The organism is Candidatus Arthromitus sp. SFB-turkey (assembly GCF_001655775.1).
In the GTDB taxonomy this organism is placed as follows: Bacteria; Bacillota; Clostridia; order Clostridiales; family Clostridiaceae; genus Dwaynesavagella; species Dwaynesavagella gallinarum.
The window spans coordinates 1-18,458 of sequence record NZ_LXFF01000029.1 but is presented as its reverse complement, the minus strand read 5'-3'; the positions used below and the strand labels follow the sequence as shown (position 1 = coordinate 18,458).

At 26.8% G+C, this 18,458-nt stretch carries 17 protein-coding genes and 2 pseudogenes; 9 read left to right on the top strand and 10 right to left on the bottom strand.

Annotated elements, in window-relative coordinates; translation table 11 throughout:
• Positions 1-11: 11 nt before the first annotated feature.
• Together A6P36_RS05685 and A6P36_RS08500 are read right to left on the bottom strand one after the other, a co-directional pair.
• Entirely contained in the window at positions 12-791 is a 780-nt protein-coding gene (locus A6P36_RS05685; RefSeq protein WP_066761847.1) for a type III pantothenate kinase, read from the bottom strand.
• Positions 792-829: 38 nt separating this feature from the next.
• The coding region (locus tag A6P36_RS08500) for an ECF transporter S component (protein ID WP_369815431.1) at positions 830-1,298 on the bottom strand (469 nt) is incomplete at its 3' end.
• Between the two features lie 235 nt (positions 1,299-1,533).
• Here A6P36_RS08500 and coaBC point away from each other — a divergent pair.
• On the top strand, positions 1,534-2,611 hold a 1,078-nt coding region (gene coaBC, locus A6P36_RS05675), incomplete at its 5' end, for a bifunctional phosphopantothenoylcysteine decarboxylase/phosphopantothenate--cysteine ligase CoaBC (protein ID WP_242861670.1).
• Between the two features lie 118 nt (positions 2,612-2,729).
• On the opposite strand, the gene A6P36_RS05670 is transcribed toward coaBC, so the two are convergent.
• The 3 genes from A6P36_RS05670 to A6P36_RS05660 all read right to left on the bottom strand — a co-directional run bounded on the left by A6P36_RS05670 (position 2,730) and on the right by A6P36_RS05660 (position 5,211).
• Positions 2,730-3,098, bottom strand: a complete 369-nt coding sequence (locus A6P36_RS05670) for a hypothetical protein (protein ID WP_066761842.1) — start codon at positions 3,096-3,098, stop codon at positions 2,730-2,732.
• A gap of 234 nt (positions 3,099-3,332) precedes the next feature.
• Positions 3,333-3,749, bottom strand: a complete 417-nt coding sequence (locus tag A6P36_RS05665) for a hypothetical protein (protein WP_066761840.1) — start codon at positions 3,747-3,749, stop codon at positions 3,333-3,335.
• A 265-nt stretch (positions 3,750-4,014) separates the two neighbouring features.
• On the bottom strand, positions 4,015-5,211 hold the full coding sequence (locus A6P36_RS05660) for a pyridoxal phosphate-dependent aminotransferase (RefSeq protein ID WP_066761838.1): 1,197 nt from the start codon (positions 5,209-5,211) through the stop codon (positions 4,015-4,017).
• A 196-nt stretch (positions 5,212-5,407) separates the two neighbouring features.
• Between A6P36_RS05660 and A6P36_RS05655 the strand changes: the two genes are divergently transcribed.
• A complete protein-coding gene (locus A6P36_RS05655; protein ID WP_066761836.1) occupies positions 5,408-6,637 on the top strand; it encodes a phosphatidylinositol-specific phospholipase C domain-containing protein in 1,230 nt (409 codons plus the stop codon).
• Between the two features lie 44 nt (positions 6,638-6,681).
• On the opposite strand, the gene A6P36_RS05650 is transcribed toward A6P36_RS05655, so the two are convergent.
• A complete protein-coding gene (locus A6P36_RS05650) occupies positions 6,682-7,020 on the bottom strand; it encodes an NINE protein (protein ID WP_082917633.1) in 339 nt (112 codons plus the stop codon).
• 162 nt (positions 7,021-7,182) lie between these two features.
• Here A6P36_RS05650 and A6P36_RS05645 point away from each other — a divergent pair, with 162 nt between their 5' ends.
• From A6P36_RS05645 to A6P36_RS05620, 7 genes and pseudogenes are all read left to right on the top strand, one after another.
• A complete protein-coding gene (locus tag A6P36_RS05645) occupies positions 7,183-8,154 on the top strand; it encodes a type II toxin-antitoxin system MqsR family toxin (RefSeq protein WP_197487224.1) in 972 nt (323 codons plus the stop codon).
• 51 nt (positions 8,155-8,205) lie between these two features.
• Positions 8,206-9,573, top strand: a complete 1,368-nt coding sequence (gene miaB / locus A6P36_RS05640; protein WP_066761830.1) for a tRNA (N6-isopentenyl adenosine(37)-C2)-methylthiotransferase MiaB — start codon at positions 8,206-8,208, stop codon at positions 9,571-9,573.
• A 40-nt stretch (positions 9,574-9,613) separates the two neighbouring features.
• Entirely contained in the window at positions 9,614-12,190 is a 2,577-nt protein-coding gene (gene mutS, locus A6P36_RS05635) for a DNA mismatch repair protein MutS (RefSeq protein WP_082917631.1), read from the top strand.
• Positions 12,183-12,906 (top strand): annotated as a pseudogene (gene mutL, locus A6P36_RS08425) (DNA mismatch repair endonuclease MutL); the annotation flags it as partial. The gene mutS and the pseudogene mutL, both read left to right, overlap by 8 nt.
• Before the next feature lie 2 nt (positions 12,907-12,908).
• Positions 12,909-13,886, top strand: a pseudogene (locus tag A6P36_RS08420) (DNA mismatch repair endonuclease MutL); the annotation flags it as partial.
• A gap of 4 nt (positions 13,887-13,890) precedes the next feature.
• The gene (miaA, locus tag A6P36_RS05625; protein ID WP_066761865.1) at positions 13,891-14,811 is read left to right on the top strand and encodes a tRNA (adenosine(37)-N6)-dimethylallyltransferase MiaA; all 921 of its coding nucleotides are present in this window, start codon (positions 13,891-13,893) and stop codon (positions 14,809-14,811) included.
• Between the two features lie 13 nt (positions 14,812-14,824).
• On the top strand, positions 14,825-16,090 hold the full coding sequence (locus A6P36_RS05620; RefSeq protein ID WP_066761825.1) for a methionine gamma-lyase family protein: 1,266 nt from the start codon (positions 14,825-14,827) through the stop codon (positions 16,088-16,090).
• 14 nt (positions 16,091-16,104) lie between these two features.
• On the opposite strand, the gene A6P36_RS05615 is transcribed toward A6P36_RS05620, so the two are convergent.
• The 4 genes from A6P36_RS05615 to A6P36_RS05600 all read right to left on the bottom strand — a co-directional run.
• The gene (locus tag A6P36_RS05615; protein ID WP_066761820.1) at positions 16,105-17,043 is read right to left on the bottom strand and encodes a tyrosine recombinase XerC; all 939 of its coding nucleotides are present in this window, start codon (positions 17,041-17,043) and stop codon (positions 16,105-16,107) included.
• Between the two features lie 105 nt (positions 17,044-17,148).
• Positions 17,149-17,409 carry an HPr family phosphocarrier protein gene (locus A6P36_RS05610; RefSeq protein ID WP_066761818.1) on the bottom strand — a complete coding sequence of 87 codons (261 nt, stop codon included), beginning with the start codon at positions 17,407-17,409 and terminating at the stop codon, positions 17,149-17,151.
• Between the two features lie 86 nt (positions 17,410-17,495).
• Positions 17,496-17,756 (bottom strand): stage V sporulation protein S, encoded by a 261-nt coding sequence (locus tag A6P36_RS05605; RefSeq protein ID WP_066761816.1) that lies wholly within the window; start codon positions 17,754-17,756, stop codon positions 17,496-17,498.
• Between the two features lie 131 nt (positions 17,757-17,887).
• Positions 17,888-18,458: HDIG domain-containing metalloprotein (locus tag A6P36_RS05600; protein ID WP_156507990.1), on the bottom strand; the 571-nt coding region annotated here is incomplete at its 5' end.

Genomic DNA, 18,458 nt, shown 5'->3' with positions numbered 1-18,458 from the left:
CGTAGTCTTTTTTAATTCCTTTTATAATCAAAATAATATTTGTAAACTTCATATAATCCAAATAATTGTAAATTTTGTTCGTGTTTCACTTGACACTTTAATAAAGGAATAACATAAGAAGATAATCCTCCGGTGAGAACAACTAAAAGAGTTTCATTTAGTTCTTCTTCTAATCTTTTAATAATTCCCTCAATAGAACCAGCAGTTCCATATAAAGCACCGTTTTGCATACAAGAAACTGTATCTTTTCCAATTACTCCTCTAGGTTTCTCAAAAAATATTTTTGGTAATTTAGCTGCGTGCTTAGATAATGCATTCATTGAAAGCTCCATTCCTGGAAGAATCATTCCACCACAAAAATACCCATTTTTATTTATAACAGAAAGTGTCGTAGCAGTACCCATATCAAATATAGCAATAGGAGGTTTAAATTTTTTTAATGCTGCAATACAATTTATAATTCTATCAGTTCCTAAATTTGATGTATCATATTCATAAACTTTTAAAGGTAAATAGGAAAAATCTTCTATTAAAAAAGGATGCTGTTTTAATATTTGTTTTAATGAATCAAAAACTATTGGTGTAAGCACAGGAACAACTGAAGATATAATACAACCTTTTAAATGTTCAAAAGAAACATTATGTTTTTTAAATTGATTTCTAAGTTGTTCACAACAACCATCTACATTTAAATTTCTATCACTCTTAATACGAAACACAAATTTTAGTATATTATTTTCAAACCCACCTAAAGTGACAGAAGTATTTCCAATATCCACCGTTAAAATCATAAACTACCTCTAAATTTTAAAAATTTTTGATAATAANNTAGAATAGGCATTTGCAAATAGTATACCAATTAATCCTGTTACAAAAAAAGTATTAGTAAAAGATCCAGCTATAGCTGCTAAGGAGAAAGCTAAATTTTTAAATGAAGTTGTTTTTTTAGATATTAATTTTTGTACAAAATTACATACAAACCAAGGAATAATCCCTGTAAGAATACGAGGAACAAAACAAACTACCAAAGATAATAAACTTCCGTAATCAGTTCCAGGAAGAGGAACAAAAGGAGTAAATACAAATGAAGATATACCAGGTACTAAAGTATTTTTAATTAAACTACATGCTCCAAATATTAATCCAAGAAATGCACCTTTTTTAGGTCCAAGTATTATAGAACCAACAATCACCGGAATGTGTAAAATGGTAATTTTCATGATAGGTAAATCAATTATTCCAATTGGTGTAAAAGCTAATAAAAAAATAATAGCAGTAAATAAAGATAGCAACACCATATTTTGTGTTTTCTTTAATTTAATCATAGATACCTCCATGAAAGAAAAAATATTATATTTAGAATAAATAAACACTACTCAATACATTCAAAGTCATTATAATAAAACTACATACAAAAGGCAATGATTATAGAAAAACACGTAAGCTTTTGATATACTAAAATCAATGTTTTAAAGGAAGGATTGTTTTTATGTTACAAGGAAAAACTATTTTATTAGCTGTTACTGGAGGANNTACACCTTGTACATTTGAACATCTTACAAAAAATCGTGTATCAGTAGATACTTTTAATCGCAACTATGTTTTTCAAATAGAACATATTTCTCTATCGGAACAAGCTGATTTAGTATTAGTCGCTCCAGCTACGGCGAATATTTTAGCAAAATTAGCCCATGGTCTTGCAGATGATATGCTTACAACTACTATCCTTGCATGTGATTGTAAAAAAATTGCTGTACCTGCAATGAATACCAAAATGTATGAAAACTTAGTTACTCAAGACAATATTAAAAAGTTGCGTTATTATGGTTGGGAAGTTATTGAACCTGTTGATGGAAAGCTTGCTTGTGGAGTAATTGGAAAAGGAAAGATGCCAGAGCCTGAAGATTTATTAGAAGTGGTAAAACATGCTTTATCTCACGAAAAGAAAGATATGAAAGGACTTAAGGTTTTAGTTACAGCAGGAGCGACGAGAGAGGCAATTGATCCTGTAAGATATATTACAAATCATTCTACAGGAAAAATGGGATACGCTATAGCACGTGCTGCGGCTGCTCGTGGAGCTGAGGTAACTCTCATATCTGGTAAAACGAATTTAAAAAAACCTCCTTACATGAAAGTAATAAATATTATTTCTGCTAAAGAAATGTTTGATGAAGTCAAAAAAGTTAGTGATCATCAAGACATTATAATTAAAACCGCTGCAGTTTCAGATTACAGTGTTAAAAATATTTGTGAAGATAAAATTAAGAAAGATAATTTTGAAGCAAATATTTCCTTAATTCCTACTCAAGATATCTTAAAATGGTTAGGAGAAAATAAAAGAAATGGACAATTTCTTTGTGGCTTTTCTATGGAAACAAAAAATTTAGAAGAAAATTCATACAAAAAACTAATAGATAAAAATTTAGATATGATTTCAGCAAATAATTTAAAAGATGAAGGAGCAGGTTTTGAGGTAGATACAAACCGTTTAACTTTAATTACTAAAAATTATAAAAAACAACTTCCTTTGATGAGTAAGGAAGAATTAGCCTATAAATTGTTAGATGAAATTTTATTGAATTTTAAAAAAGAGCATCAAAAAAACTGATGCTCTTTTTTATAAAGAAATTTTAACAAAATTTGTATAAAGACAAATGATGTTATTATGAATTAAAATAGATTTAATACAATTAAAAAATAAAAATATTATTTATGTAATTCAACTTTTAAAGTTTTGTTATAAACTTTCTCAATCCTTTTTTAGGCTTAGGTGATGATTGAGGTGTTATAACCTTTCCTTGTATAGCTGTTTCTTTTGCTAGTGCTTCTTCTCTAGCATCTCTTTTTACTGGTTCAATATTAGCTAAAATCTTACCTATATTTCCAATTTCTGTTTTAATATTTTTTAGATCTTGAACCTTTTCATTTAGTTCCTGTATTTTTAAATTTCTTTCCATAAGATTAAGTTGAGCAGTTTGCATATTTTGAGCTGTAGAAGTTGATGGTTGTGATGTAGATGTAGAAGGTTGTTCAGAATCTGGAAGTAACAACTCTAAGTGTTCTTGAAGTCTTTTTTGTAATGCTTGTTGATGCATTTTTATAAGTTCAATTTGTTTTCGGTCTAATTCTCTATATTCATGAGAATAGGTGGTTAATTTTACATAATTGGAAGATGATGATGCTTCTTCTTGTGATATACTAGTTTGATTTAAATCTGATTTCCCTCTTGAAAATATATTTAAAAAATTTGTTTTTGTATGTTTTTTACCAGATTTAGATGAGCTTGGAGGATCATACTGAGTTCCTACAGTTCTTGTAAATGGAGACTCTTAAATACCAACATCTCTTAATGTAGGTGAAGGTGTTTGGGTATACATTTTAGTTGTTATCGGTCTACCTCTTATATAATCCCAAACTGTATATGTAGGTTTTTCTTTAGGAATACTAGAACTACTAGAAGAACGTGAGAAAAATTTTTTAAATCTATTCTTAGGTCTAGCTCCACTAGCATTTAATGAAATTGTTGAAGTAAATGGAGTTTGTGTTTCTTGAGAAGATAAATTAGGCATGCTAACAGATTTATTAGATGTAGATCCTATATCTAGTGACTCTGTTGAGGTTGAAGTTGAAACAGATTTAAGAGCAGATTGATTTAAATTTGAAGTTGAACCAATACAACTAGACTTATTTAAACTTGAAGTTGATGTAGACGGAATAGTTTCTAGTTGTGAAGATAGGTTTGGCATACTAGAACTTCTGCTTGCACCTCTATTTGTATGATGTAAATTTCTTATTCTTCTAAGTACAGCACTTGATTTATGTGTAGTTATTGTAGTTCCAACAAGTATTACATATGATGTTAAAATACTAATGGCAAACGTTTCATTATTAATTATTCCTTTTCAAATTTAAATAGATTTGTTAATATTCTTTTAACAAGTTATATTATATCAGTTAAAATTTGTAATAAAAGAATTTTTTAAATAAAAATGAGGAGTATTTGTTAACTCCTCATTTTTTTATAGAATTATAAACTTTTAATCCTTCTTTTAAAATATTCATAGATTTCTTTATATTTTCAACAGAAATACAATATGAAATACGAATTTGTGATTTTCCTAATTCGTTATCAAAATAAAAACCTTCAGCTGGTGCAAACATAACAGTTTCATTATTTAAATTAAAATCTATAAGTAACCATTTACAAAAATCTTCTGCATTATCTACTGGTAAAGAAACAATTAAATAAAAAGCTCCTTCTGGTTTGTAAGATTTAACTCCTGGAATTTCATTTAAAAAATTACATATAGCATTACGTCTTTCTTCATATTTATCTTTCACACTATGTATGTAAGACATAGGAAGTTTTAAAAGTTCTGTAGCAGTATATTGTTCAACAGAAGATATACTTAATCTAGCTTGACATAATTTTAAAATTTCTTTCATTAAATCTTTATTTTTAGAAGCAATCATTCCAATTCTTGAACCACAAACACTATATCTTTTTGATAAACTATCAACTAGTATTAAATTATCTCTAACTTTCTCAATTGAAAATATAGATTTGTATTCTATGTTATCATAAACTAATTCCCTATAAACCTCATCTGATATTACATAAATATTTTTTTCATAAGCAACATCAGCAATTATTTGTAATTCATTAAAAGAATAAACAACTCCAGTTGGATTTGAAGGATTAGAATATAAAATTGCTTTTGTTTTTTCAGTTATAATTTTTAAAATTGAATCTTTGTTTTGTATGTGAAAACCATCTTCTATTTTTGTTTGAAATGGTACTAATTTAACTCCACAAGAATTTGCAATAGTATTATAATTACTGTAATAAGGTTCAGGTACTATTATTTCATCACCTTCATCACATATTGTCAAAAATATAAATAATAACGCTTCACTTCCACCGTTTGTTATAAGGATTTCTTCAGGAGTATAATTTATATCATGAATTTTAAGAAAATCTGAAAATCCAATTCTTAATTCATTTATCCCTTCAGAGTTTTCATATCCTAAGACTTTTTTATCGTAATTTTTCAATGCTTCAAAATATTCCTTAGGTGTTTCAATATCTGGCTGACCAATATTCATATGATAAACTTTTATACCTTTTGCTTTAGCCTCATTAGCAAATGGAGTTAATTTTCGTATGGCAGAAACTTTTGTATTTTGTATTCTCTTTGAAATTGACAAATAATCACATCCAATTCTTTTTAAGATAAAAAAATTATAAAACAAGTAGAATTAATTCGCTATACAAAATATATTTTTTTAATTTTGTCAAAAACTATTTAATTTTTTTTAAATTAATGATAAAGTATATTACAAAATACACGAAAATTTAACAAATTAAATATAAAAGGTCTTTTAAAATTAAGAGGTGAAATAATTGAAAAGATTTTTTAAAGTCATGTCTTTATTTTTATGTTTAACTTTATTTATGATCCCAATAAAGGTAAGCTCTCATACTCATGGTGGGTATTCACATGATAGTAGTGTAAATTTAAGTAGACCAAATTGGATGGCTGGTTTATCTGATGACCTTAGAATAAATGAATTATCTATACCTGGAACTGGAAATTCAATGTCTTATGGTAAATATACAGATTTTACTTTAACTCAAAGTATGGATTTAGAAACTCAATTAAATTCAGGAATTAGATTCTTAGATTTAACTTTAAGTCATACTGGAGATACCAATTTACAAGTTTACACTGGATTAACAAACTTAGGCGTTACTTTTGTAGACGTAATTAAAAGAGTAGTTGCTTTCTTAAACAAAAATAATGAAGAAGTTGTATTAATTAAAGTTACTGAAAAAGATAGTGAATCAGGAAATTTTGCCTATGCGATTAGAAGAAGTATCGAAGAAGCTGGACTAAGCGATTATATTTTTGATGGATCAAAAAGTAAAAATCCTACACTAGGAGAAGCAAGAGGAAAAATAATTCTTTTGGCTGATTACGACGGAAATAAATGGAGAGCAATCCCTTATAGAGATAATTCATCAATTCAAGATAGTAATCATTTAAATACAAATTGGGATTTATATTCTAAATGGGAAAAAGTTAAACAACACTTAACTGACACTAACAGAAGCAAAAATAAAAATACCAGATATATAAATTACCTAACTGGTAGCGGTGGAGCTTTTCCTTATTTCGTTGCTAGTGGACACTCTAGTTCTGGAACTGGTGCTGATAGACTTTTAACAGGATTAACGGAGCCAGCATTTAAATCAAAGTATCCCGACTTCCCAAGAGTAGGAAGACTTGGAGTATTAGCTTCAATAGCTTTTGAAGGAACAAATGTATTAACTTTAAATTATATTTTAAAAGAAAATTTAAATTTTGTAGGAATTGTTGTTGCTGATTTTCCAGGTGAAGGTTTAATTCGTGAAATTATAGATCTTAACTTTAAAGAGAATTCTAATAATGGCTCAAACAGTGGAAGTAATAATAGTGGTAGCAGTAGCAATTCAACTCCAAACACTGATGGATGGGGATTCACTTTTAAAAGTTCTGAAAATAATATAACAAATAATAACAACAATAATAATACTACTAATAATAATAGCGGTAATAATAATGGTAATTTTGGTTTCTGGTGGTCAAATTAATCAAAATAAAAAGCAGTACATTAAATTTGTACTGCTTTTTTGTTCTATATAATTTCCAAAAATTTTTGGTAATTCTTCTCTCGTATTCTTTTTTGTATAAGAAATAAATCTACTAAATATGGAATAAAGAATGTAAAAACATTTAAAAGTAATTTTAATATTCCTATCCCAACATCACCGATTAAAAATCTATCAAGTCCTATTACGCCACCAAACCATGATATTGCGAAAAAAACTTTTAGATCTCTAAATTGAATAAAACTTAGAGAAGGAATTTTGCTCTCATCTAATTTTTCAAGTCGTTCTTTAATAATTAAAGTCTTAGATTTATCTAAAAAATGTTTATTAATTTTTAAAAAGTCATTGATTTGTGATTCCTGCATTAATTTTTCCTCCATTCTAAAAATATTTACGATAAAAATTTTTTAAATTAAAAAGTGTACATTATATATTAATTTTAACAGCAATTAATTTATATAGAAACAATTTGTGTTATAATTGTTGAAGGGAAAATGGATTTGTTTGTATTTAATATGGAGTGTTTTATGAACAAATCTAAGTTAAAATTTTTAATTAGCGGAATTGTAGTTTTTAATTTTTTAATTTATGCTGAAAAATCTTTTGCAGCTATACGAAAAACTTTTTCTGGAGGTCGTAGTGGACAGAATTCTTCTTCCTCATCTTCACCTTCAAGAAGTCAACTAACAAGACCAGTTGGAGCAACTGCCAGACCTATAGGACCTCAAGCTCCAAGAACAACTTTTGCAACATTAAGTGATGAAGAAATAAAAGCAGGATTAGACTCTGCAAAAAAATTACTTAATGAAGGTAATTATACAATGGCTAAACGTCTTGAAAATACACTGAGATTCATGAATCATAGTAAAGAAGATTTTGAAAAAGCTTTTAATACTTTGGATTATACTGATTATTATAAAACTAGAGATAATAAACTACATCAAAGTAGAATTTATGTCTTTGAAAAAAATGATTCTGAAAAAGGAAATCTTTATATAAAATTTAGTTTAAATAGTGAGTTACAAGATTTAGGATTTGTAAGTTACAACAATGATGAGGTAACATATGAAAAAACTAAAAATATTCCAAATATATCTGCCCTTGTTAATGAGCCAGGTTTTACAAAATTAAATCTTGTTGGGCGTTCTGTAGACAAAGCACTCTCAATTATTAAAGAGAAAGTTGAAAGCCATCAATATTTTAAAGCATATCGAGTAAATGAATCACTTAAAGAATTAAAATATCAACGTAAAGAATTTAGATATATTGTTTCAAAACTTGAAAAGAAACATTACATATCAGGTCCAGATGTAGTTTATCCAAATGCAGCTATGGATAATATTGATGGAACTGTTTGGGTATTTGGTTATAATGATGATACTAAAGGAAATAAGCTTTATATAAAATTTTTAATTAGTACGAATGAAGATCAACTTAAAGTTCTAAGTTTTCATCCAACAGATCGACCACTTAATTTCTTCTTTAAAGAACTTCAATAAAATTTTTGTAAAAATTTTTTCATAGGGTTCTATTTTTTATTGTGATATAATATGAGGGATAATTTTAAGGAAAGGAGTACAAAATTGAGTATTTTGCAAAAAAATAAATTATATTTCATTGAAACATGGGGCTGCCAAATGAATGAAGAAGATTCAGAAAAATTATCTGGTATGCTTATTTCAATGGGATATAGTTCGTGTGATAATAGAAATGACGCTGATATTATAATTTTTAACACATGTTGTGTTCGTGAAAATGCAGAACTTAAAGTTCATGGAAATTTAGGACAACTTAAAGGTTTGAAAAAACAAAAGAAAGATTTAATAATCGCTGTATGTGGATGTATGATGCAACAAAAAGGAATTCCTGAAGAGATTTCAAAAAAATATCCTTTTGTTGATATAATTTTCGGTACACATAATTTACATAAATTTCCTGAGTATTTAAATCGTGTTCTTATGAACGATGAAAGAATTCTTGAAATAGAATCAGGTTCAGACGAAATAATAGAAGGAATGACCATAGATAGAAAAAGCTCTTTAAAAGCTTTCGTAACTATAATGTATGGTTGCGATAATTTCTGTACATATTGTGTTGTTCCTCAGGTAAGAGGTAGAGAAAAATCTAGAAAATCTGAAGATATAATAAACGAAATTAAAAATCTTGCAAAAGAAGGTTATAAAGAGATAACACTTCTTGGACAAAATGTAAACTCATACGGAAAAGGTCTTGAAGAAGATATTAATTTTCCAAAACTACTTAGAAAAGTAAATGAAGTTGAAGGAATTGAAAGAATTCGTTATATGACATCTCACCCAAAAGATTTTTCAGATGAATTAATAGATACAATGAAAGATTGTAACAAAATTTGCAATCAACTTCATCTTCCAGTACAAAGTGGTTCTAACAGAGTTCTTAAAGCGATGAATAGACATTACACAAAAGAAGAATATATTGAGAAAATTAATAAAATTAAATCTCTTATTCCAGATCTTGCTATAACAACTGATATAATAGTTGGTTTTCCTGGAGAAACTGAAGAAGATTTTGAAGAAACTTTAGATCTTGTAAAAAAAGTTAGATATGATTCTGCTTTTATGTTTCTTTATTCAAATAGAAAATATACTCGTGCTGACATGATGCCAAATCAAATTCCAGATGATATTAAACATGAAAGATTTAATAGACTTGTTGAAACAGTGAATAGTATTTGTGCTGAAATTAATCAAGAGTATGAAAATAAAATTGTTGAAGTTTTAGTTGAAGGTGTTTCTAAAACTGATGATACAAAACTCACTGGAAGAACTAATAACGGAAAACTTGTTAATTTTAAAGGAAATAAAAATTCTGTAGGTAAAATTGTTAAAGTTAAAATTACAAAACCAAAATCATTTTCTTTAGAAGGTGAAGAAATTTAAAAATTTTAATTTATATTTAATGTCTTAGGAGAAATTGATTATGATAACCCCAATGATGAGTCAGTATTTACAAATTAAAGATAAATATAAGGATTGTATAGTATTTTTTAGATTAGGTGATTTTTATGAAATGTTTTTTGAAGATGCAAAAATTGCCTCTAAAGAATTAGAACTCGTTTTAACAGGTAGAGAGTGTGGACTTGATGAAAAAGCTCCAATGTGTGGTATTCCATATATCGCTTCATCTAATTACATAACTAAACTTGTAAATAAAGGATTTAAAGTTGCAATTTGTGAACAAATTGAAGATGCAAGTTTATCTAAAGGTATCGTTAAACGAGATGTTGTTAAAATTATTACTCCCGGAACGTATTTTGATGAAACATCAGGAGAATTTGAATCAAATGTATTTTTAGCTAGTATTTTTTATGATTTATCTACAGAAATTTTTGGAATAACTTTCGGTGATATAACAACAGGCGAAGTTTATAGTACAACACTAGATAATACTTCTCTTTTATTAGATGAGCTTATGAAATTTTCTCCAAAAGAAATTATTGTAAATGAGGATTTTAATTTTGAAGAAATTATTACACCTATTCAAAATGATTTTTTAGTTACTACAAAGAAATTAGATTTCTTTACAGATTCTAAAATTCCTAAGAGTATTGATAAAATTAAAAATTTAAAAGACTATCAGATTAATTCTATAGCAGGTTTTTATAATTATATATTTGAAACTCAAAAGATAAATTTATCAAATATTAAACAAATTGAATTTTATAACGTTTATGATTACTTGTTAATCGATAAAAATTCTAAGAAAAATCTAGAACTTATAAATAATACCTATGATAATACAAAAAAATCTACTCTTTATTGGGTGTTAAATAAAACTAATACTTCTATGGGGGCAAGACTTCTTAAACAGTGGATTGAAAAACCTTTATTAAAGTCTGGGAAAATAGTTAAAAGACAAAATTGTATCGAAGAATTAATAAACAACTTTGATTTGCATTCAAAACTTAAAGAAATGCTTTCAGATATAACAGATATTGATAGAATTATTGCAAAAGTATCAAACTTTTCAATCAATCCAAAAGAAATGCTTACATTAAAAAAATGTATTAAACTTTTACCAGATATAAAAAAGGTTTTAATACAATTTAATTCTTCGTTATTCAAAGATATCTATGATAATTTTGATGTGCTAGATGATATTTATGATTTAATAGAAAATTCAATCTCTGATGAAGCTGGTATTACATTAAAGGACGGTTCCATAATAAAAGAAGGCTATAATAAAGAAGTTGATGATTTAAAATATTTGAAAAATAACGCAAAAGAGTGTTTACTTGATATCGAAAAAAACGAAAAGGATTTAACAAATATAAAATCTCTTAAAATTGGTTACAACAAAATTTTTGGATATTACATAGAAGTTAGCAAATCAAATTATGATTTAGTACCTAAAGACAGGTATATAAGAAAACAAACTCTAGCAAACTCTGAGCGATATATAACAGAAGAACTTAAAAATTTGGAAGAAAAGATTTTAAATGCTGAAGATAAACTTTACGATTTAGAATACCAAATTTATATAAACGTTCGAGAACAAATTGAAAAAAATGTTTCAAGAATTAAAAACGTATCGAAAAATATAGCGATAATAGATTCTTTATTTTCATTAGCTTTAGTTGCAATTGAAAATAAATATGTAAAACCAATAATTTCTGATGATGGTATTATTGAAATAGAGAAAGCTAGACATCCAGTTGTAGAAAAATTAATAAACAAACTTAATTATGTTCCAAATGATGTGTATTTAAATAATTTTGAAGAACAATTACACATAATAACTGGACCTAATATGGCTGGGAAGTCTACATTTATGAGACAAGTTGCTTTAATTGTTATTATGGCACAAATGGGAAGTTTTGTTCCTGCTGATTATGCTAAAATATCTATTTGTGATAAAATCTTTACAAGAATAGGAGCTTCTGACGATTTGTCTTCAGGAAGAAGTACTTTTATGGTGGAAATGAAAGAAGTAGCCTATATTATTGATAATTTTACGCAAAATAGTTTGATAATTTTAGATGAGGTTGGTAGAGGTACAAGCACTTATGATGGTTTAAGTATTGCATACGCAATAATTGAATACTTAACTTCAATCAGCAAAATAAGACCTAAAACTTTGTTTGCAACCCATTATCATGAATTAACTCAAATCGAAGAAGTAATTTCTAACGTTAAAAATTATAGTGTTTCTGCAAAAAAAATCGGAGATAATTTAATTTTTTCAAGGAAAGTTTCAAGAGGTGCTGTAGATGATTCTTATGGAATCGAGGTTGCTAAACTTGCAGGTATTAATCAAAATATAATTGATATTGCAAAGAATGTACTTAAAAAACTTGAAAAACAAATAGAATGTAAAGATATAATTGAATATTCAAATTCTGATGAGTTATACAATGAAGATGTTAATTCAAATGAAACTCAAGAATTTTTAAAAGAAATAAGCGATATTGACATAATGAATCTTACTCCAGTTATTGCCTTAGGAAAATTAAATGATATAGTTGAAAATTGTAAAAGGTTAATTAAAAATGGGTAGAGTAAATATTTTAGATATTTCTATTGCAAACAAAATTGCAGCTGGAGAGGTTGTTGAAAGACCAGCTGCAATTGTAAAAGAGTTAGTTGAAAATAGTATAGATGCAAAAGCCAAAAATATTGTAATTCAAATACATGGTGGTGGAAAAGAGTTAATAAAAATCTCTGATGATGGAGAAGGAATACATAATGATGATATTGAAAAAATTTTTTTACCACATGCAACTAGTAAAATTCAAAAAGAAGAGGATCTCTATAACATAAATTCTCTTGGTTTTAGGGGAGAGGCCTTACCTAGTATAGCTTCTGTGTCAAAAGTTTTTTTAAAATCAAGAAGCGACGAATTTAATTATGGAATGAGTATTCAAATTGATGGTGGTATAATCATTGATAAATGTGAATGTGCGTGTAATGTTGGTACAGAAATAGAAGTTCGTGATTTGTTTTACAATACCCCTGCAAGATTTAAATTTCTTAAAAGTGAAAATAGAGAAACGGCCATAATAAGAGATGTTGTAACAAAGCTTGCAATATCAAACTATGAAATTAGTTTTGAATACATGGTTAATGATAAACTTGTATTTAAAACTACAGGAAAAAGTTTAAGGGATGCTATAATAAATATTTTTGGTTTAAACGTGTTGGAAAATTTGTTTTTTGTAGAAAATAATTGTGAAAAATTGAATATTTTTGGATATATTGGAGATATTAACTTTTNNTTTATTTTATTTTTATCTGTAAATCCAAAGGATATTGATGTAAATATACATCCAACAAAGGCAGAAATAAAATTTGAAGATGAAAAAATAGTTTACGGATTTTTATACAAAACTTGTATTAATGAATTAAATGATTATTTATCAAATTCTACATTGGTAAAGAAAAATTACTTAGGCGATATTTCACCACTTGAAAATAGTAATAATTTTAATTTAACACAATCAAAAATAACACCTCTTTCAAAAGAAGAGGTTCAAGACCTTATAAAAAAACGGGAAAATGATTTATATAACCAAACTATAGAAAATGAAATTCCATACAATTTAGTTAGTAAAGAATTTGATAAAAATCAATTAGAAAATCTTGAAGAAAACTTTAAATTTGAAATTTTAAAAGAAGATAATTTTTCAGATTTTAAAATAATAGGTCAATATAATAACACTTACATAATTGGTGAATGGTATAAATGTTTGTACATTATAGATCAACATGTAGCCCACGAAAAAATATTGTTTGAAGAATTTATACAAAGAATAAAAACTAAAACTATAGTTAGACAATTAATATTGCCCATAATAGTAAATCTTGAACAGCTTGAGTACGCTACATACAAAAGCAACAAAGATTGTTTTGAAAAGTGTGGTTTTAGTATAGAAGATTTTGGTGAAAATTCAATTATAATAAGAGAAGTTCCTTTTGAATTTAAAGATTGTGATGTCAAATCTTTAATTTTAGAAATAATTTCCAATATAGATAATTTTGGATCAGGGACTTTAGATGAAGTAAAATATAATTTAATTGCAACTAAAGCGTGTAAAAGCGCTGTTAAAGCTAATTGTCAGCTTAATACGGATGAAATAAAAATTTTATTATCTAAGCTTATGAAATTAGAAAATCCATTTACATGTCCACACGGAAGACCTATAATAATAAAATTCTCATTAGTTGAAATTGAAAAGATGTTTAAAAGGGTTTAAAATGATGGATAAAAAACTTTTGATATTAGCTGGTCCAACTGGAGTTGGTAAAACAAATTTATCTATTAAAATAGCAAAACATTTAAATGGCGAAATAATTTCTGCTGATTCTATGCAAATATATAAATATATGGATATCGGTTCAGCTAAAATTAAAAAAGAAGAAATGGATGGAATAAAACATCATTTAATTGATGTCTGTGAGCCGGATGAAATTTTCAATGTATCTATTTATGTTGATTTAGCGAAAAATGCAATTAATGAAATTATCTCTAAAAACAAATTACCTATAATAGTAGGTGGAACAGGGCTTTATATTAGATCTTTAATTTATGATCAAAAACATTGCACTTCTGGTGAAGATAAAAATCATAGAGATTATCTCTACAGTTTAGCTAAACAAAAGGGAAATCAATATGTTCACGAATTACTTAGAAAAATTGATAATGAAAGTTATAAAAACATTCACTATAATAATTTAAAAAGAGTTGTAAGAGCGTTAGAAGTGTATCATATAACTGGTAAACCTTTTAGTTCTTTCAAACAAGATAATAAACCTATTTTTGATTTCAAATACTATATTCTTAATCTTGATAGAGAAAAACTTTATAAAAATATCAATGATAGAGTAGATGTTATGATTAAAAATGGACTTATAGATGAAGTTAAAAATTTGAGAAAAAAAGGTTATACAAAAGAAATGCAATCAATGCAAGGTATTGGATATAAAGAAGTTTTCGACTATTTAGATGGTATTGTAACTAAAAACGAAATGATTGAAAAAATAAAGCAAAATTCTAGAAACTATTCAAAACGGCAAATTACTTGGTTTAAAAAGGAAAATAACAGTATTTTTATCTCAAAAGATAATATGAATGAATTAGAAATTTTAAAATACATAATTGACGATTTTAATAGGAGTTAAAAAGTTTTAATAAATGAGTAGTTTTATCAAAGATTTATTTGGAAAATATATTTATGATATTTATACAAGTACATATGAAGATATAAAATTAATATTTGAAGAATTAAATTATATAAAATTATATAATCAACATAAAGTTTTAAAAGCTTTTAAAAAACATAAAATATCTGATTCACACTTTTCTAGCACAACAGGTTATGCTTATACAGATTTAGGCAGAGATGGTATTGAAAATTTATATTGTGAAATATTTAATACGGAAAGTTCCTTAGTGCGATTACAATTTGTAAACGGTACACACGCTATAGGATGTGCTTTGTTAGGTAATTTAAATAAGGATGATATATTATTTTCAATAACAGGAAATCCATATGACACCGTAAAAAATATAATTGGATTAAATGATTACGAACAAAAAGGTAGTTTAAAAAATTTTGGAGTTGAATATTTAGAATGTGATTTAAAAGATAATACTTTTGATACGGAATTTATTGTTGATACCATTAAAAAGAATCCTAAGATTAAAATGATATATATTCAACGTTCTAGAGGATACTCTCTAAGAAAATCTCTACTACCTAAAGAAATAGAAGATATAGTAAAAATTATAAAGAGTACGAATAAAGACATACATATTTTTGTAGACAATTGTTATGGCGAGTTTACTGATATAATAGAGCCAACAGAAATAGGTATTGATTTAATGGCAGGTTCACTTATTAAAAATATAGGTGGTGGCTTTGCTCCTGCAGGAGGTTATATAATAGGTAAAAAAGAGTTAGTTGAAAATGCTGCGTATAGACTAACAGTGCCTGGAATAGGTTCAGAGTGTGGAGCAAGTCTTATAGATTTAAGACAAATATATCAAGGTTTATTTATGGCACCAAATATTGTAATGGAAGCAATGAAAACAGCAATATTTACTGCTAAAATATTTGAAAATTTAAATTATGAAGTATATCCTAATTATAAGGAAAAGCGTAGTGATATAATTCAAGCTATTAAATTCAATACTGAAGAAGAAATAATAAACTTCTGCAAAGAAATTCAAAAAAATTCTCCAATTGATTCTTTTTTAGAATGCGAACCTTGGGATATGCCTGGATATAACGATAAAGTTATAATGGCAGCCGGAACATTTGTATCCGGATCATCAATAGAGTTATCTTGTGATGCCCCTATAAGAAAACCCTATATAGCATATTTACAAGGATCTTTAACCTTTGAACACGGTCAATTATCCATACTTAACAGTATAAAAAACCTAACCAACAAATAAATTGGTTAGGTTTTTTATTCAAAATTTAAAGGGTTTGAATTAAAAGCATTTTTAATTCCTTCATCATCAACATGAGTATAAATTTGAGTTGTAGAAATATTCTCATGCCCAAGAACTTTTTGTAAAGTTCTTATATCAATTTTTCCATGTTTAAACATTAAAGTAGCAGAAGTATGTCTAAGTTTATGAGGAGTAATATTTTTATCAAAATCCTTAGCATATTTCTTAATTATAAGTTGTATTGCTCTATTACTAATTCTATTGCCACGAGAACTTATAAATAAAGTGTTTTGAAATTCTGGTTTTATTTTATATGAATTTCTATCTTTTAAATAGTTTTTTATAGAAGTCAAAACCATATTATTTAAATATATAACTCGTTCTTTATCACCTTTTCCAACAATATTTAGAGTATTTGTATCCCAATCAATATCATTTAAATTAATTGAGCATAATTCTGACAATCTAAGAGCACAGTTTAAAAAAAATACAACAATACAATAGTCACGCGAGAAAAATTTTTCATTTACATCTATATTTTCTAGTAATTTCTTAGACTCCTGAAAATTTAAATATATAGGGTTCCTTTTTGGTATTTTAGGAGATTCCAGTTCAAGGGTAATATTTTTATCAATAACCTTAATTTTATTAGTTAAATAATTATAAAACGTTCTCAACGAGGCTGTTTTCCTGCTTCTCGCACTAGCTCCATTTAAACGCTCATTTTTTATAAAATTCATATAAGCATACATATCACTTAATGTAATAGTTTTTAGGAGCTCTAAATCGATTTCCTGATGTGAAATTTTCAAACACTTACGCTTTATTATAAAATTAAAGAAAGTTATAAGGTCTAATCTATATTCTTTTAGAGTATTATCTGATTTACCTTTAACAACAGACAAATAGTCTAAAAAATCAGATAATATCAAAGCACATTTGGAATTACCCATTTTTATCACCTTTTTTGTATTTTTAACTTCGCAAAATTTATATTTTGCGAAGTTACTTTTCTAAAAATAAATAATATAGCAAAAACTATATTATTTATAAAAATTTTAATCCTCCAAAGTTTCAATCAACTTCACTAATTCGTTAACAGCTTCTACTTCATCTTCACCAGAAGTTATAACAGTTATTTCTGTATCTTTTGTAGCACCTAAGGATAAAATACCAATCAAACTCTTAGCGTTTACTTTTTTACCATTAGATTCAATACTTATATCAGATTTAAAAGAAGAAGCTTTCTTAACTAATAATGTAGCAGGTCTAGCATGTAAACCAGTACTATTAGAAATTTTAACTTTTATCGATTGCATTTTTCAAATCTCCTTTTATAAAATTATTTTCCCATCAATAATCAATAATAAGTAAAAGCAAGAGTTAAATGAACTCTTGCAATTTGTTATCTAGGTTGAACTATTAATTTAATAGCAGTTCTTTCTTCACCATCTATTTGTATATCTGTGAAAGCAGGTATACAAACTATATCTTTACCACTTGGAGCAACAAAACCTCTAGCAATAGCCACAGCTTTAACTGCTTGATTTATAGCTCCAGCTCCAATAGCTTGAATTTCCACCAAAGACTTTTCCTTCAAAATTGCTGCTAATGCACCTGCTACTGAATTTGGATTTGATTTTGTAGAAACTTTTAACACTTCCATATTTAATCCCCCTATAATTAATCGAAATTATATTACATATAAACTTTCAAATATTAAAATAAAATATATAATGAACTATTCTTTTATTTTAAAAGAATAGAAAGTTAACAAAATTAAACAACATAAAAATCTTATTTTGCAAATTCAATCGCTCGTGTTTCTCTTATAACATTTATCTTAATTTGACCTGGAAATTCTAACTCTTTTTCAATTCTTTTAACAATATCTCTCGCCATACAAGTAGCACTTAAATCATCAATAATATCTGGTTTAACTATTATTCTTATTTCTCTTCCAGCTTGAATAACATAAGACTTTTCTACGCCTTCATATGAATTAGCTATAGATTCTAATTGATTCAATCTTTTAATATACGCATGTAAAGTTTCCCGTCTAGCACCAGGACGAGCAGCAGATATAGCATCAGACGCTTGAACTAAAACCGATTCTAATCTAGTCATACTTATATCTTCATGATGAGCTCCAATAGCTTCAGCTACAGCATCACTTTCATTATAACGCTTAGCAAACTCATACCCAATCACAGCATGCGGCCCTTCAATTTCATGATCTAAAGCTTTACCAATATCATGAAGTAAACCAGCTCTTTTAGCAACATTAGCATCTAATCCCAATTCTAAAGCCATAGTACTAGCCAAATAAGCAACCTCTATAGAATGTTTCAAAACATTTTGACCATAA

Coding starts and splice junctions, on each gene's coding strand:
- A6P36_RS05685 (WP_066761847.1), bottom strand. CDS start 791: ATGATTTTAACGGTGGATATTGGAAATACTTCTGTCACTTTAGGTGGG.
- miaA (WP_066761865.1), top strand. CDS start 13,891: ATGGATAAAAAACTTTTGATATTAGCTGGTCCAACTGGAGTTGGTAAA.
- A6P36_RS05610 (WP_066761818.1), bottom strand. CDS start 17,409: ATGCAATCGATAAAAGTTAAAATTTCTAATAGTACTGGTTTACATGCT.
- miaB (WP_066761830.1), top strand. CDS start 8,206: ATGAGGGATAATTTTAAGGAAAGGAGTACAAAATTGAGTATTTTGCAA.
- A6P36_RS05670 (WP_066761842.1), bottom strand. CDS start 3,098: ATGCATCAACAAGCATTACAAAAAAGACTTCAAGAACACTTAGAGTTG.
- A6P36_RS05650 (WP_082917633.1), bottom strand. CDS start 7,020: ATGCAGGAATCACAAATCAATGACTTTTTAAAAATTAATAAACATTTT.
- A6P36_RS05665 (WP_066761840.1), bottom strand. CDS start 3,749: ATGCCAAACCTATCTTCACAACTAGAAACTATTCCGTCTACATCAACT.
- A6P36_RS05620 (WP_066761825.1), top strand. CDS start 14,825: ATGAGTAGTTTTATCAAAGATTTATTTGGAAAATATATTTATGATATT.
- A6P36_RS05615 (WP_066761820.1), bottom strand. CDS start 17,043: ATGGGTAATTCCAAATGTGCTTTGATATTATCTGATTTTTTAGACTAT.
- A6P36_RS05645 (WP_197487224.1), top strand. CDS start 7,183: ATGAACAAATCTAAGTTAAAATTTTTAATTAGCGGAATTGTAGTTTTT.
- A6P36_RS05605 (WP_066761816.1), bottom strand. CDS start 17,756: ATGGAAGTGTTAAAAGTTTCTACAAAATCAAATCCAAATTCAGTAGCA.
- mutS (WP_082917631.1), top strand. CDS start 9,614: ATGATAACCCCAATGATGAGTCAGTATTTACAAATTAAAGATAAATAT.